Below are 15,619 nucleotides of genomic sequence, written 5' to 3'. Positions count from 1 at the left end.
TCGCACGACGGTGCATTTGAGACGAAACGCGTCTCGCGAGGGCCTCTACAGTGACGAACAGTTCAAACAGCAAGATAAGCGCATCCGATCCGGCAGAAGCGCTGTGGCGATGCAAGGCCGCCTTCATTGGCGTTTTCATCGCCAGTGCCCTGGTCAACATCCTTTACCTGACCGGCTCCTTCTTCATGCTGGAGGTCTATGACCGGGTCCTGCCGAGCCGCAGCATTCCCTCACTGATCGCGCTCTGCGCCCTTGCATTGCTTCTCTATGCATTCCAGGGAGCCTTCGAAATGGTGCGCGGACGCATGCTGGTGCGCATCGCCGGCGCGCTCGACGAAGCCATGAGCGCGCGCATCTATCGCTCCGTCGTCCAGGCTCCGCTGAAGCTGCGCACCCAAGGCGACGGCCTGCAGGCGCTGCGCGATTTCGACCAGGTCCGCTCGTTCCTGTCGGGCACCGGTCCGGCCGCCTTCTTCGACCTGCCATGGCTGCCCTTCTACCTCCTCATCTGCTTCGCCTTCCATCCGATGATCGGCTATGTCGCGGTCGTCGGCTCGATCATCCTGATCGCGCTGACATTCCTCACCAATCGCGGCACCCAGGGACCGTCGAAGCGCGCGTCGGAAGCCGGCAACCACCGAAATGCCTTCGCCCAGGCCTCGCAGCGCAATGCCGAGGTCATGCAGGCCATGGGCATGCTCGGCCGCATGTCGCAGCTCTGGGATCTGCGCAACAACAACTACCGCGAACAGAACCGCACGACCTCCGACGTTGGCAATGGCTACGGCGCCCTGTCGAAGGTCTTCCGCATGGCGCTGCAGTCCGCCGTGCTTGCAACCGGTGCCGTTCTGGTGATCGAGGGCGTGGCCTCGCCAGGCATTATCATCGCCGGCTCGATTCTCACCGCCCGGGCATTGGCGCCGGTTGAACTGGCCATCGGTAACTGGCGCGGCTATGTCGCCTGCCGCCAGAGCTGGGCGCGTCTCAAGGATTTGCTAAAAGCCCTGCCGGAGCGCTCGGCACCGCTGGAACTACCGGCCCCCAGGGATCGGCTGACCGCCGAAGCGCTTGCCGGCGGCCCTCCCGGCGCCCAGCGCCTGACCTTCGCCGACGTCAACTTCACACTCAAGGCCGGCAGCGCGCTCGGCATCATCGGCCCGAGTGCCTCCGGGAAGTCCTCGCTCGCCCGCGCCCTGATTGGGATCTGGCCGTCATTCAGAGGCTCCGTCCGCCTGGATGGCGCGGCGCTCGACCAATGGGACAGCGACCGCCTCGGCCGCCATATCGGCTACCTGCCGCAGGACGTCGAGCTCTTCGCCGGCACCGTGGCGCAGAACATTGCCCGCTTTACCGAGAACGCCTCGTCGGACAGCATCGTCGAAGCCGCCCGCGCCGCCCGGGTCAACGACCTGATCCTCAAGCTGCCGAACGGTTACGAGACGGAAATCGGCGACGGTGGCGCCGCGCTTTCCGCCGGTCAGCGCCAACGCGTGGCCCTTGCCCGGGCGCTCTACGGAGACCCCTTCCTCGTCGTTCTCGACGAACCGAACTCAAACCTCGACGCCGAAGGCGAACAGGCTCTCAGCGAAGCGATCATGAGCGTCCGAAACCGCAACGGCATGGTGATCGTCATCGCGCATCGTCCGAGCGCGCTCGCCGCCGTCGATATGGTGCTGATGATGAACGAAGGACGCATGCAGGCTTTCGGTCCGAAGGAAGAGGTCCTGGCGCAGATCCTGCGCAAGGAAAACCGCCAGCCGCAAGTGACAAGCCCGGCGCCGCTTAAAATCGTGAGCGAAGGACAGGAGTCCGCATCGTGACCAATCTCTCCATGGAAGAAAAGCCGTTGAGTTCGCGTCATTCGCTTGGCAGGCACATCACCGCCGTTTCCGTTCTCGCCATCGCGCTGGTCGTCGGTGTCGGCGGCTGGGCGGCAACCACGGAACTGTCGAGTGCGGTCGTCGCCGGCGGTACCGTCGTGGTGGAAAACAATGTCAAGAAGATCCAGCACCTGACCGGCGGCATTGTCGGCGAGGTCCTGGTCAAGGAAGGCGACAGCGTCAAGGCGGGCCAGATCCTGATCAAGCTCGACGGCACTACCGTTCGCGCCAACCTGTCGATCGTGCAGAACACGCTGGCACAGCTCTATGCCCGCCGCGCCCGCCTGCTGGCCGAACAGCTCGGCGCCGAGGATTTCACGATCCCGGAGGATTTGACCGAGCTGACATCCGGAACCAGCACCCCCGGCGCGGTCCTGGAAAAGAGCGAGCGCACATTGTTCCTCAGCCGCAGGAATGCACTTGTGGGCATGAAGAGCCAGCTCGCCTCCCGCAAGGAGCAGTTGGCCGACGAGGCCAAGGGCCTCACTGTCCAATTGAACGCCATCGAGGATGCACTGAAGCTGATCGGCGAAGAACTAACCGGTCTCGACAAGCTCTATGGCCAGGGCCTCGTCTCCATGCAGCGCCTGACCGAGCTGAAGCGAGACCGCGCCCAGCTCGAAGGTGATCGTGGCGCCCGCATTGCGGCGCGCGCGCAATCAGCCGGCAAGTCCAGCGAAATCGATCTGCAGATTCTGCAGCTCGACGAGGACCGTCGCACCGAGAACGCCAAGGAGCTGACCGACGTCGAAGGCAAGATCGCCGAATATGAGGACCGCCGCGTCGCCGCCATGGACCAGCTGAAGCGCATCGACATCCGCGCGCCACTGGATGGCCGTGTCTACCAGCTGGCCGTGCACACCGTGAATGGCGTCATCAATCCGGGCGAGGTGCTGATGCTGGTCGTTCCCGGCGCCGACACTCTGACGGTGGAAGCCAAGGTCGCAACCCACGACATCGACCAGATTCGCCTCGGCCAGCCGGTCGAAATCCGCTTCAGCGCCTTCAACCAGCGCACGACGCCGATCGTCGAAGCCGAGGTGGTGACCATCGCACCGGACCTCGTTACCGACCAGCGTACCGGCGTCAGCTACTATCCGCTGCGTATCAAGCCGAAGCCGGAGAGCCTGGCGGCACTGAAGGGCATGTCGCTCTATCCGGGCATGCCGGCGGAAGTCTATATCAAGATCGCCGACCGCACCGTGATCTCCTATCTGGCGAAGCCACTGACCGAGCAGATGGCGCGTACCTTCCGCGAGGATTGATATAGCGGCAACACGCGCGGCATTCAGCGCCTGTTGCCGGAAAACGCCTGCCGGCAACAAAGGCTGCTGCACTGCGGAAATATCGTGGCATGCTTGCGGTGCGGGTGTATGACCGCTTCATGACCTCCAAGCGCACCGGCTATATCTTCGTCTTCACGGCCCTCGTGATTTTCTCGATACAGGACGCCATTTCCAAACATCTTGGCAGCCTCTACCCGCCGATTTTCATTACCATGATCCGGTACTGGGCGTTTGCAAGCTTTGCCATCGTTCTCGCTGCCCGCTCGCGCGGGGGCCTTGCCGCAGCGGTCAGGACCAAACGGCCGGTACTCCAGGTCCTGCGCGGCATCCTGCTGGCGGTGCAGATCGTCGTCGTCATCACTTCCTTCTCCACGGTCGGGCTTGCCCACTCGCAGGCGATCTTTTCCGCTGGGCCGCTTTTCGTGGCACTGCTCGCCATGCCGCTTCTGGGCGAACGCGTCGGCTGGCGACGGTGGACGGCGATCATCGTCGGGCTTCTGGGCGTGCTTCTGATCCTGAAGCCGGATGACAGCGCCTTTGACACCAAATTCCTGATCCCGATCACATGCGCCGTGATGTTCGCGGTCTACGTCATTTCGACACGGCTGGTCAGCCGCGACGATTCCTCGATGACCAGCTTCTTCTACACCGGTGTGGCCGGCGCCGTGGCGATCACCCTGGTCGGCCCCTTCTATTGGACCATGCTCGCGCCGGGGGATTGGGGCTGGATGCTGATGCTCTGCATCACAGGAACAAGCAGCCATTTCGCGCTCATCAAGGCCTATGAACTGATGGATGCCTCCGAGGTCCAGCCACTGACCTATCTGCAACTGGTCTTCGCCTCGATCATCGGCGTCTCCATCTTCGGCGAAACGCTGAACCTCAACATGATCGCCGGTTCGGTCATCGTCGTCGGGGCCGGGATATTCACCGTCTGGCGCGAAAGCGTCGTCGCCCGACGCGATGCCCGCAAGCCCGAGCCACCTTCATCACAGACGCTGACCTGATTTCCTCAGGCATCCGGATTGGCCGGCAAGGCCCAGTCGATCGGCTTGCGTCCCTGCGAAATCAGGAAATCGTTGGCCTTGGAAAACGGCTTGCTGCCGAAGAAGCCATTGTGCGCCGAGAGCGGCGAGGGATGCGGCGAGCGGATGACGAGATGGCGGGACTGGTCGACGAAACCAGCTTTTTTCTGCGCATATGAGCCCCATAGGATGAAGACGACGGGATGTTCCTGTTCGTTGATCGCACGGATGATCGCATCGGTGAATTTTTCCCAGCCCTTGCCCTGATGCGAGGCGGCCATGGAACGCTCGACGGTCAGCACACTGTTGAGCAGCAACACGCCCTGTTTTGCCCAATTTTCAAGAAAACCGTGGCGGGCGGGCGCAATGCCGAGATCGCTCTGCAATTCCTTGTAGATATTGACCAGCGATGGCGGCGTGCGCACACCAGGTTTGACGCTGAAGGACAGGCCATGCGCCTGGCCGTCGCCATGATACGGATCCTGGCCCAGGATCACTACACGCACCTTGTCGAGCGGCGTCAGGTCGAGCGCGCGAAAATACTCGGTGCCTTTCGGGAAAATCTGCTTGCCATTGTGCTTCTCGTCGAGAAGGAATTGCTTCAGCGCCGCCATGTAAGGGCTGGAAAATTCCGATGCAAGCGCCGCCCTCCAGCTTTCCTCGATTTTGACAGTCGATTCCATGGTGCGGCGCAATCCTTCATTCGATCCTCATCGGAGACCGAATTTAACGCCGGGACATCGCATGGCAAGCGGCAATGCCGGAATGGCAGTGAATGAGTTTCAATATATTTTGTCGAATATAGCGCTGGCCAATTGCGATACACCGTTATATCTAGAGGAATATCTCGAAGCCGATGGGGGTCCCGCATGCGCGCTGAACGTCGAACCATGCTGAAATTTCTGGGAGCGGCCGCGCTCGCCCTGTGGATCGGCGGCATGCCATTCGCCCAGCCGGCAGCAGCCGCCGACAAGGTCACCGTCTTTGCAGCGGCCAGCCTGAAAAACGCGCTGGATGCCGTCAATGCCGAGTGGCAGAAGGAAGCCGGCAAGGAAACAACGGTTTCCTACGCAGCAAGCTCGGCGCTGGCCAAGCAGATCGAATCCGGTGCGCCGGCCGACGTGTTCGTCTCGGCTGACCTCGCCTGGATGGATTACGTCGCCGAGAAGACGTTGATCAAGGATGACACGCGCGCCAACCTGCTTGGCAACCGCATCGTTCTCGTCACCGGCAAGCCGGATGCCACCCCGGTCGAGATCAAGGAAGGTTTCGACCTGAAGGGTCTGCTCAGCGGCGGAAAGCTCGCCATGGGCGCGGTCGATTCCGTTCCGGCCGGCAAATACGGCAAGGCTGCACTCGAAAAGCTCGGCGTCTGGTCCTCGGTCGAGAAGGATGTGGCCGGCGCCGAAAACGTCCGCGCCGCCCTGCTCCTGGTTTCCCGGGGCGAAGCACCCTACGGCATCGTCTACCAGACGGATGCAGTTGCGGACAAAGGCGTGAAGGTCGCCGGCACCTTCCCGGAAGACAGCCATCCGCCGATCGTCTACCCGATCGCCATCACCGCCGACAGCAAGAACCCTGATACCGCCGCTTATGTCGATTTCGTCAAGTCGGCCAAGGTTGCGGCCCTGTTCGAAGCTCAGGGCTTCACCATCCTGAAATAAGACGCAAGCGCGCTCTATCCGAGACCGGATGGAGCAGCTAACCTTCCTTACGGATACACCACGATATGAAAAAACCCCCTCTGGCCTGTCGGCCATCTCCCCACAACGGGGGAGAGACCCAGCCGCCGACCCCTCGTTTCAGAAGACGGACCGGGCGGCAGGTTAAGTCCCTCCCCCTTGTGGGGAGGGGTTGGGGAGGGGACTTTTCCATATGCGATGGCCCTGGTCTAGACAGAGTGAGGGGCAAGTCGGCGAGGTTGTGTAACAGCACTTTTGCCATTGAAGGGCGGACGCATTTTGGACTGGCTGGTTTTAAGTGATGCGGAATGGACGGCGATCCGCCTCAGTCTTCGCGTTTCGCTCGTTGCCATGCTGGCCAGCCTGCCCTTCGCCATCGCGATCGCAATGCTGCTGGCCCGGGGCCGCTTCTGGGGCAAGTCGATCCTCAACGGCATCGTTCACCTTCCCCTGGTCCTGCCGCCTGTCGTCACCGGCTTCCTGCTGCTGATCCTCTTCGGCAAGCGCGGCCCGATCGGCGCCTTTCTGGCGGAATATACCGGCATTGTCTTTTCGTTCCGCTGGACAGGGGCTGCCCTTGCCTGCGCCGTCATGGCTTTCCCGCTGATGGTGCGCAGCATCCGGCTGTCGATCGAGGCCGTCGATCGCAAGCTGGAACAGGCTGCTTCCACGCTCGGCGCCGGTCCCGCCTGGGTGTTCCTGACCGTAACGCTGCCATTGATCATTCCAGGCATCATCGCCGGCATGATCATCGCCTTTGCCAAGGCGATGGGCGAGTTCGGCGCGACGATCACCTTCGTCTCCAACATTCCTGGTGAAACACAGACGCTGTCGGCTGCGATCTACACCTTCACGCAGGTTCCCGGCGGTGATGCCGGCGCGTTCCGGTTGACGATCATTTCCGTGATCATCTCGATGACGGCGCTGATGGTGTCCGAAGTGCTGGCGAACCTTGCCACGAAACGGGTGGATGCCGCATGAGCCTGGTCCTTGATGTGCGCCATAAGCTTGGTTCGTTTTCCGTCGAAGCCGCATTTTCCTGCAATCGCGGCGTCACGGCCCTATTCGGCAGCTCCGGATCCGGCAAGACATCGCTGATCAACATTGTCGCCGGCCTGCTAAAGCCCGAGACCGGGCGCATCCAGTTCAACGGTGATACGCTGGTCGATACCAACAGCCGCGTGTTCGTACCTCCGCACAAGCGCCGTTTCGGTTATGTCTTCCAGGAAGCGCGTCTCTTTCCGCATATGAGCGTGCGGAGCAATCTTACCTATGGCCGCTGGTTCGGCCCCGCAAAGGATGACGGAGCCAATTTCGACCGGATCGTCGATCTGCTCGGAGTCGCGCCCCTTCTCAGTCGCTCCCCATCCAATCTCTCCGGCGGCGAAAAGCAGCGCATCGCCATCGGCCGGGCGCTGCTCTCCGATCCCCGCCTGCTGCTGATGGACGAACCGCTGGCGGCGCTCGATGCTGACCGCAAGGCGGAAATCCTGCCCTATCTGGAGCGCATCCGCGACGAGACCGAGATCCCCATCGTCTATGTCAGCCATTCGGTCAGCGAAGTTGCGCGGCTGGCAAACAAGGTCATCATTCTGGAAAATGGCAGTGTCCTCGCCTCCGGCGATGCGGCGACAATCCTCAGCCAGCCCTCGCCCGCGGTGAGCCGCCGGGAGGCGGGTGCGGTAATCGACGGCGTGGTCGAGACGACGGATGGCGATCACCGCATTACCACGATCCGGGCCGGTGACGCGCGGATCGTTGTACCCTATCTCGAGGCCCCGACGGGAAAAACCGTGCGGCTGCAGATCGCGGCGCGTGACGTCATGCTTGCCACCAGCAAGCCGGAAGGACTGAGCGCGCTCAACATCCTGCCGGCAGTCATCAACGAGATCGGCGAAGCCGCTCACGGCATGGTCGATATCCGGCTGGATTGCGGCGGTGTGACGATCGTCTCGCGGATCACGGTCGTATCGCGCGATGCGCTGGCACTTCAGGCCGGCAACCCGGTTCATGCCATCATCAAGAGTGTTGCTCTGGATCTGTGATCGCGGGAGCGGCGGCAACTGGGTTTGTGTTGCGGTTTTCCCCGAGCCAAGCCAATTCATCGGCCAGCGCCGCCTCGGCCTTTGCTTCCATGACCCGAAACCGCCGGATCAATTCTTCGCCGAACGGCGTGAGCACCGCACCCCCGCCCTGTTTTCCACCGCGCTGGGAGGCGACGGATTCCTGGGCGAACATCCGGTTCAGCGCGCTGACGAGCAACCAGGCGCGACGGTAGGACATGTCCATCGCCCTGCCCGCAGCCGAGATCGACCCGGTCTCGCGGATATGTTCAAGCAGCATGATCTTGCCACGCCCCAGCCGTTCGGCATGAGGAAAATCGACCCTGAGGACAGGGGTCAGGCCAGTGGTATTTTTCTTGCTCATGCGATCGGCGACGACATCTTCCAATTTTCAGAAGACTATCGCGCCGAACCGCCGGTGTATAGCGCCGGATGGCCTGTTAAAGGCTCATGCCGCCATCGATGACATGGACATGACCGGTCGTGTAGTTGGAAACGTCACTACCGAGATAGACTGCAAGGGCGGCGATTTCCTCCGGCAGGCCGATGCGACCCATCGGCTGGCGGGCGATGAAGGCGGCACGAGCTTCCTCGTAATTGCCCTGCGCCTTCATGCGCTCTTCCAGCGACGGCGACTGCACCGTGCCGGGCGCGATCGCGTTGCAGCGGATCCCCTGCTTGATATAGTCGATGGCCACAGACTTGGTGAGGCCGATCACCGCCGCCTTGCTGGCGGAATAGGCAAACCGGTTCGGCACGCCGGCGGGAACGCCGGCCACCGACGACATGTTGATGATCGAGCCGCCGCCATTGGCGATCATCCCCGGCAGGAAGGCGCGGATCAGCCGGAACATCGATTTGACATTGAGATCGAAGGCGAGATCGTAATCCCGGTCGCTGGCCTCGAGAATCGAACCGGCATGAACGACACCGGCGCAATTGAACAAAACGTCGATGGTGCCGGTCTCGGCGGCAAAGGCACTGATCGCATCGGTGCTCAAGACGTCGAGTTTGGCGACCGACATGCCCAGCGCCGAAAGCTCAGCGAGCTTTTCCTCGTTGATATCCGTCGCCGTAACGATCGCGCCCTCGCGCTGAAAGGCTTCGGCGGCAGCGCGGCCGATACCCTGCGCCGCAGCCGTGATCACCGCGCGTTTGCCGGCCAGAAGTCCACCCATGTCATTCCTCCCTGTCGCGGCGCTCGGCCACATCGATTTTCCGGACAAGGAATATCGGCGTCCTCCGCTTGTCAAGCATGGGAAACGTATTTTTATATAGAAAAAACGAAATCGCCAGCAAGCGCTCCGATCAGATCCTCACGCCTGTCTTCGCATCGAAGATATGGACGTCGGACGGGCGAACGGAAACGTCGATGATATCGCCAGTCCTCACCGCCCGGCGCGAGGTTTCGACGATCGTCACCTCCGCCGCCGTCGAGGTCGTGATATAGGTCGCCGAGCCCGTACTTTCGACGATGCCGACCGGGAGACGGAACACGCCCTGTCCCTCATCGACGAAGTGCAGATGTTCCGGCCGCAATCCCGCCGTCACGCTTCGGCCAGGCTCCAACTGCCGATCGAGAGGGATCGTCTGCTTCTCGCCGACATCGACAGCCAGTGAACGGCCATCCTCGCCGACGATTGCCGGTACGAAATTCATTGCCGGCGAGCCGATGAAACCCGCAACGAACCTGTTGGCCGGCCGGTCGTAAAGCTCCAGCGGTGCCCCCTGCTGCTCGATGACGCCGTCCTTCATCACCACGACATGATCGGCCATGGTCATCGCCTCGATCTGGTCGTGCGTCACATAGACGGAGGTCGCGCCCAGCCGGTCATGCAGGGTGCGGATTTCCTTGCGCATGTGGACGCGGAGCGCCGCATCGAGGTTGGACAGTGGCTCGTCGAACAGGAAGGCCTTCGGATGACGGATGATCGCCCGGCTCATGGCGACACGCTGGCGCTGGCCACCGGACAATTCGCGCGGATAGCGGCCGAGAAGCTGCGACAGACCGGTGGTCGCCGCCACCTCCTCCGCCGCCTTCTTGGCTTCGGCCTTCGGAATACCGCGAATGCGCAGGCTGTAGGTCAGGTTCTGTTCCACCGTCATATGTGGATAGAGCGCATAGGACTGGAACACCATGGCAATATCGCGCTTGCGTGGTGGCACGTTGTTCATCAGCTCGCCGGCGATCCTCAGATCCCCCGTCGAGATGCTTTCGAGCCCCGCCAACGAGCGCAGCAGCGTGGACTTGCCGCAGCCCGAGGGGCCGACGAGGGCGACGAAGGTTCCCTTCTCGATGCTGAGCTCGATATTCTTCAGCGCATGGAAGGCACCGTAATATTTGTTGACGCCCGAGAGCTCGATCTGCTTGGTCATTTGATGGCTCCCGAAGTAAGGCCGGAGACGATGCGCCGCTGCAGCAGCACGAAGATGGCGAGAATGGGGGTCACGTAGATCGTGGCATAGGCCATGATATTGTTCCATTCGTTGGTGTTCGGTCCCATGAACGAATTGAGGCCGACACTGGCGGGCTGCAGTTCCACCGCCTGGATGATCGACTTCGAATAGACGAATTCGCCGAAGGCCTGCATGAAGATCAGGATGGCGCCAACGAGAATGCCGTTGCGAGCGAGCGGCAAGACGATGTTGAAGAAGGCGCCGACCCGCGAATTGCCGTCGACCAGGGCCGCCTCCTCCAGTTCCTGCGGCACGGCCATGAAGGTGGCCCTGACCAGGACGACGAAGAACGGCATGCTCTTGGCCGCGATGGCGATGATCACCGCAAGACGCGGATAATTCAGCATGCCGAGCTGCGAGAAACCGACGAAGATCGGCGTGATCATCAGCGAGGCCGGCAGGACCTGCAGCATCAGGATCAGGAACAGTCCGATATCGACCCAGACATTGCGATAGCGAGCGAGCACATAGGCACAGCCGACACCGAGCACCGTGATCAGGACCACGGCGCCCGACGCGATGACCAGCGAATTCCAGAGATAGCGCCCCATGCCCCGGCTTTCCCAGACATAGGCATAGGTTGCCCATTGCGGTTCCGACGGCCAGAAGCTCGGCGGTGTCGCAAACATTTCCGAGCCGCTTTTCAGCGCGGTGATATACATCCAGTAGAGCGGAAACAGATAGATCGCCGCCATCAGGATGGCGATCACCAGCATCAGCCGGTTGCGGTTGGTCTCGCTCATCCGCGCACCTCATGACGTGTGGAGCGGACATAGACGATCGCGGCGATCATGACGAAAACGATCATGATGACGGAGATGGTCGCGCCCTTGGCGAAATCGTACTGGCGGAACGACAGATCCCAAGCCCAGTATTGGGTGACGTTCGACGAGTTGTTCGGCCCGCCAGATGTGATCGCGGCGAAGAGGTCGAATTGCTGCAGGGTGAAGATCAGCCCGAGCGCAATGATCGCACCGATGGTCGAGCGCATCATCGGCAGCGTAATCGTCCAGAAGCGCTGCCAGGCATTGGCGCCATCCAATTCGGCTGCCTCGTAGAGATCACCGGGAATGCCGGCCAGGCCGACGGACAGCAAGATCATGTTGAAGGCCGTGCCCAGCCAGATATTGGCCATGATGACCGCATAGAGCGAATAGTTGGGATCGGAGCGCCAGAAGATGTTGCTGCTGATGATGCCGGTTTCCCGCAGAATGAAGTTCAGCACACCGAAATCACCCGACAGGATCCAGTTCCAGATGGCGCCGACGACGAGGCCGGGCATCACCCAGGAGACGAGAAAAAGGCCGCGCAGCCACGAAGCGCCCGGAAAGTTCACCCAGAAGAACAGCGCCAGTCCGAAACCGATCAGAAACTGCCCGGCGATCGAGCCGATGACGAAGATCGCGGTATTGCCGAGGATCGGCCAGGTTTCCGGTTGGGCAAAGAGATCGGCATAGTTCTTGAAGCCGACGAAGGGCCGCAGGAACGTGCCGAGGCTGAACATGTCAACTTCCTGAAAGCTCATCAGGACATTATAGAGCAGCGGCAGGCCCGCCATCAGGAACAGGAAACCGAGGGGAAAGGCGACCAGCGCGATATCGAAACCGCGGCCATCCCTGACGCTGGAAAGGAGCCTCTTCATGGGGCCTCCGATGCTCCGGTGAGGGCTGCCCGCGCATTCGCGCGCGAACCGACCTCTCCGGGAGGAAATGATGGATGACGGACATCATCCGGTGAACCTCTTCTCCCCAGCGGGGAGAAGGTGGCGCGTAGCGCCGGATGAGGGGGGCCGAAGGCCTTCCAGACTATGCCGTGTGCGTCGGCCAAGGCCGCCGCCCCCTCATCGCCTCGCTTTGCTCGGCACTTCTCCCCGCCGGGGAGAAGAGGGAGACCGCAGTCCCCTTGCTCAAAACCAGCTTAACCGAGAACAGCCTTGATCTTTTCGGCTGCCTGATCAAGCGCGTCCTTGGCGCTGGCTTGCCCCGTCAGGGCTGCCTGAATGGCATCCTGGATCGCCTTCGAAATTTTCGGCCATTCCGGATGCGGGCCGCGCGGCTTGGCATATTTCAGCTGCTCGAGGAACACCTTGAGGCCGGCATCCTTCAGGGCCTGTCCGGTCGCGGGAATGGTGATGTCGGAACGGGCCGGAAGCTGGCCGTATTTCTCGAACATCTTGTCGTCCTGCGAGGCGAAAAATTCGAGCGCCTTGAATGCCTCCTCCGGGTGCTTGGTCGAGGCGAAGATCGCCCAGTTGAAATCACCCATGGCAGAAGAGCGCTCAGCGCCTTCCTGCGGCACCGGCAGCAGCGTCACGCCCCAGTCGAACTTCGCTTCCTGCGTCATGCGGTCGAGTTCCCACGGACCGGAGATCGCCATGGCGGCATTGCCCGAATTGAACGTCCCGGTCGAATCCCATTGGCCGCGCGTCAACGTGTCCGGCGAGGCAAGCTTCTCGTCCATGATCGTCTTCCAGACCTCAAGCGCCTTTACGGCCCCTTCGGAATTGACGTTCTCATAGCTGCCGCCGCCCATCTGCGCCCAGGGCAGGAACTGGAATGTGCCCTCTTCATTGGCTTTGGCCGAGAAAGCCAGGCCATAGACGTTGGCGGCTGGATCGGTCAGCTTGCGGGCGGCTTCGACCAGTTCGTCCCAGGTCTGCGGCGGCTTGTTCGGATCGAGGCCCTTGGCCTTGAACATGTCCTTGTTGTAGTAAAGCGCGATCGTGTTGGTCGCCTTCGGCACGCCGTAATACTTGCCGTCCCATTCGACCGATTTCAGCGGGCCGGGGAAATAGTTTTCCGGCTTGATCACGGTCGATTTCGAGATCATGTCGGTGAGATCGAGGAAGGCGCCGCGTGACGAAAACAGCGCATGTTCCGGATTGTCGATGGCGATGATGTCGGGCGCCTGGCCGGTCGAATAGGCGCGCATCGCCTCGCTCACCACATCGTCAAACTGGATCTGGCGGTATTCGATCTGGATGCCGTTGTTGAGCTTGTTGAAATCCGCCACCAGATTGGGAGCGGGCTGAATGTCACGGTCGAGCGACCAGACGGTGAGCTTCACGTCTTCGGCCTTTGCAGAGAGGCCGAACATCGAGACGCCTGCCAGTGCCAGCGCGCCGATGACTGCATATTTGCGGATACCCATGATTTCCTCCTTGTGGTTATCCTTCGGCCGTCATCCTCCATGCCGGCCTTCCCATTTCCTTTCAGTCACGTCCAGTCGAGCCAGCCCAAGCGACCGGGCCGGCCTGACAGTTCAGGCAGGATCGACGACGAAATCGCCACCCCGGCAAGTCTTCAGATAGTTGAGGCCGTGCACCTGGCCGGTCATTTCCAGCGCATCGCGATAGACCGGATCGTGCCAGCCCTCGATGTCGATCGAACCGGACCAGCCGGCAAGCCGAAGCTCGGAAATCACATCCGTCCAGTTGGTGTCGCCGAAGCCCGGCGTGCGCATGAAGACGAACTTTTCCTTGCCGAAAATGCCGTGCTCGCGGATGACGTCCCAGCGGATCGTCGCGTCCTTGCCATGGACATGGAAGATTTTGCTCGCCCATTTGCGGATCTGCGGCAGCGGGTCGATGAGATAGACCATCTGGTGGCAGGGTTCCCATTCCAGCCCGATATTATCATCCGGCGTCTCGTTGAAGATCAGTTCCCAGGCATCCGGATTGTGGGCGATATTCCAGTCGCCGGTCGCCCAGTTGCCGTCCATGGCGCAATTCTCGAAGGCGATCTTCACGCCTTTGTCGGCCGCGCGCTTGGCAAGCTCGCTCCAGATTTCCTTGTAGCGCGGCAGGCTGTCGGTCAGCGGCTTGTTGCGGATGCGGCCGGTAAAGCCGGCAATGCAGGTCGCGCCGAAATGATGGGCGTTGTCGATGCAGTCTTTCCAGCCCTGAAGCGTCTGCTGGTCGATCTCGGTGGTTTCCAGCGGATTGCCGAACATGCCGAGCGTCGAAATGGTGATATCGCGGTCCCCGATCGCCTCGACGCAGCGCTTGCCGAGATCGGCCAGGTTCTGGCCGTTGGTCGTCTGCCAGAAGAAGGGCTCGAAGCTCTCGAAGCCGAGATCGGCGATCTCGCCGATACGCTTGGCCGCATCGCCCTTGTTGCCGCTGACCATCGTGCCGATGCGGATGGATTTTGCCGGATTGCTCATCAAATTGTCCTGTTCATAGGGTGACGCGCTGCCGGGTGCGGGCGCTTTCGATCGCCGCGAACACCATGGCAAGGCTGTTGATATTGTCATTGCCAGCCGTTTCCGGCTTTTCGCCGGTGCGGATGGCCTTGAGGAAATCGGCGATGACACTGGCATGGCCGTGGGTCTGCGCCTCGTCGGCCGGCATGGGCACATCGATTGGCTCGATCGCCCTGAAGAACCCTTCCGAACCCGCGACAACGCCCGCCTGGAAAGTATCGGCGCCGTCCCAGAGCAGCGTGCCCTTCGTCCCGATGATCCGCCACTGGCTTTCCCAGCTGGTATTGGCCCCCTCGGCACTCCAGGAGCCTCGATAGGTGAAGGTCACGTCGTCGGAAAACTCGAAGATCGCATTAGCTGCCGCACCGTGCGCATACCAGGAGCCGCGCGGATTGCTCTCGTGGCAATAGACCGCGACCGGCACCTTGCCGGCGACGAACCGGGCGGCGTCGAAGGTATGGATCGCCATGTCGAGCAGCAGCACATTGTCCATCTGCTCGCGGAAGCCGCCGAAATGCGCGCCGATGAAGAAATCGCAATGGATGGCCGTGAGGTCACCGAGCGCGCCGCTTTCGATCAGCCGGCGGATGCGGCGGATCCCGGAAATGAACCGGCGGTTCTGGACGATGGCATGGATCTTTCCGGCAGCCTCGGACTGGGCAATCAGTGAACGGCCTTCCTCGATCGAGGAGGCCATCGGTTTTTCGCTCAGCACATGGCATCCATGCGCCAGCGCGGTCGAAACGACGTCATGACGAGCGGACGGGATGACAACGTCAAACACGAGATCGGCGGCGGACTTCGACAGGACGTCCGCCAGATCTGACCCGATGACGGCATCGGCCAGTCCGAACTCCTGGGCGAGCTTTTCAGCGGCCGCCGGATTGACATCGACGAGGCCGACAACCTGGACGGTGGACCGGATTTCAGGGGTCTCCGCGATCGCCTTCAGCCAGCCTTTGGCCATAGCTCCGCACCCGCACAAAACTGCACGCAAAATGGGATTCTCCTCCTTCAAATCTA

General features: G+C 61.6%; 15 protein-coding genes. 6 read left to right on the top strand and 9 right to left on the bottom strand.

Annotated elements, in window-relative coordinates; all coding sequences use genetic code 11:
* The first annotated feature begins 50 nt into the window (after nucleotides 1–50).
* From ACST81_RS04900 to ACST81_RS04890, 3 genes are all read left to right on the top strand, one after another.
* Entirely contained in the window at nucleotides 51–1,820 is a 1,770-nt protein-coding gene (locus ACST81_RS04900) for a type I secretion system permease/ATPase (protein WP_438751724.1), read from the top strand.
* An 11-nt stretch (nucleotides 1,821–1,831) separates the two neighbouring features.
* The gene (locus tag ACST81_RS04895; protein WP_438753382.1) at nucleotides 1,832–3,145 is read left to right on the top strand and encodes an HlyD family type I secretion periplasmic adaptor subunit; all 1,314 of its coding nucleotides are present in this window, start codon (nucleotides 1,832–1,834) and stop codon (nucleotides 3,143–3,145) included.
* Between the two features lie 119 nt (nucleotides 3,146–3,264).
* Nucleotides 3,265–4,173, top strand: a complete 909-nt coding sequence (locus tag ACST81_RS04890; protein ID WP_438753381.1) for a DMT family transporter — start codon at nucleotides 3,265–3,267, stop codon at nucleotides 4,171–4,173.
* Nucleotides 4,174–4,178: 5 nt separating this feature from the next.
* On the opposite strand, the gene ung is transcribed toward ACST81_RS04890, so the two are convergent.
* Nucleotides 4,179–4,874 (bottom strand): uracil-DNA glycosylase, encoded by a 696-nt coding sequence (ung, locus tag ACST81_RS04885; protein WP_438751723.1) that lies wholly within the window; start codon nucleotides 4,872–4,874, stop codon nucleotides 4,179–4,181.
* A gap of 186 nt (nucleotides 4,875–5,060) precedes the next feature.
* Here ung and modA point away from each other — a divergent pair, with 186 nt between their 5' ends.
* The 3 genes from modA (at nucleotide 5,061) to modC (ending at nucleotide 7,918) form a co-directional block, all read left to right on the top strand.
* Nucleotides 5,061–5,855: a molybdate ABC transporter substrate-binding protein gene (gene modA / locus ACST81_RS04880; protein WP_438751722.1), complete on the top strand. Its 795-nt coding sequence runs from the start codon at nucleotides 5,061–5,063 to the stop codon at nucleotides 5,853–5,855.
* A gap of 297 nt (nucleotides 5,856–6,152) precedes the next feature.
* Nucleotides 6,153–6,854, top strand: a complete 702-nt coding sequence (gene modB, locus ACST81_RS04875) for a molybdate ABC transporter permease subunit (protein WP_438751721.1) — start codon at nucleotides 6,153–6,155, stop codon at nucleotides 6,852–6,854.
* On the top strand, nucleotides 6,851–7,918 hold the full coding sequence (gene modC, locus ACST81_RS04870) for a molybdenum ABC transporter ATP-binding protein (RefSeq protein ID WP_438751720.1): 1,068 nt from the start codon (nucleotides 6,851–6,853) through the stop codon (nucleotides 7,916–7,918). The genes modB and modC overlap by 4 nt, the downstream gene beginning before the upstream one ends.
* Here the strand turns inward: modC and ACST81_RS04865 are convergent.
* From ACST81_RS04865 to ACST81_RS04830, 8 genes are all read right to left on the bottom strand, one after another.
* The gene (locus tag ACST81_RS04865; RefSeq protein ID WP_438753380.1) at nucleotides 7,893–8,300 is read right to left on the bottom strand and encodes a winged helix-turn-helix domain-containing protein; all 408 of its coding nucleotides are present in this window, start codon (nucleotides 8,298–8,300) and stop codon (nucleotides 7,893–7,895) included. The two genes, modC and ACST81_RS04865, sit on opposite strands and share 26 nt — an antisense overlap.
* A gap of 76 nt (nucleotides 8,301–8,376) precedes the next feature.
* Complete coding sequence (locus tag ACST81_RS04860) at nucleotides 8,377–9,114, bottom strand: SDR family oxidoreductase (protein ID WP_438751719.1); 738 nt, start codon at nucleotides 9,112–9,114, stop codon at nucleotides 8,377–8,379.
* 130 nt (nucleotides 9,115–9,244) lie between these two features.
* Nucleotides 9,245–10,312: an ABC transporter ATP-binding protein gene (locus ACST81_RS04855; RefSeq protein ID WP_438751718.1), complete on the bottom strand. Its 1,068-nt coding sequence runs from the start codon at nucleotides 10,310–10,312 to the stop codon at nucleotides 9,245–9,247.
* The gene (locus tag ACST81_RS04850; protein ID WP_438751717.1) at nucleotides 10,309–11,136 is read right to left on the bottom strand and encodes a carbohydrate ABC transporter permease; all 828 of its coding nucleotides are present in this window, start codon (nucleotides 11,134–11,136) and stop codon (nucleotides 10,309–10,311) included. The genes ACST81_RS04855 and ACST81_RS04850 overlap by 4 nt, the downstream gene beginning before the upstream one ends.
* Entirely contained in the window at nucleotides 11,133–12,035 is a 903-nt protein-coding gene (locus tag ACST81_RS04845) for a carbohydrate ABC transporter permease (protein ID WP_438751716.1), read from the bottom strand. The genes ACST81_RS04850 and ACST81_RS04845 overlap by 4 nt, the downstream gene beginning before the upstream one ends.
* A gap of 275 nt (nucleotides 12,036–12,310) precedes the next feature.
* A complete protein-coding gene (locus ACST81_RS04840) occupies nucleotides 12,311–13,543 on the bottom strand; it encodes an ABC transporter substrate-binding protein (RefSeq protein WP_438751715.1) in 1,233 nt (410 codons plus the stop codon).
* Nucleotides 13,544–13,654: 111 nt separating this feature from the next.
* Entirely contained in the window at nucleotides 13,655–14,557 is a 903-nt protein-coding gene (locus ACST81_RS04835) for a sugar phosphate isomerase/epimerase family protein (RefSeq protein ID WP_438751714.1), read from the bottom strand.
* A 13-nt stretch (nucleotides 14,558–14,570) separates the two neighbouring features.
* Nucleotides 14,571–15,563, bottom strand: a complete 993-nt coding sequence (locus ACST81_RS04830; RefSeq protein ID WP_438751712.1) for a Gfo/Idh/MocA family protein — start codon at nucleotides 15,561–15,563, stop codon at nucleotides 14,571–14,573.
* Between the last annotated feature and the right edge of the window lie 56 nt (nucleotides 15,564–15,619).

The organism is Pararhizobium sp. O133 (assembly GCF_051669845.1).
Taxonomy (GTDB): Bacteria; Pseudomonadota; Alphaproteobacteria; order Rhizobiales; family Rhizobiaceae; genus Pararhizobium.
The sequence above is the reverse complement of the archived record's forward strand: the minus strand, read 5'-3'. Positions and strand labels throughout refer to the sequence as shown.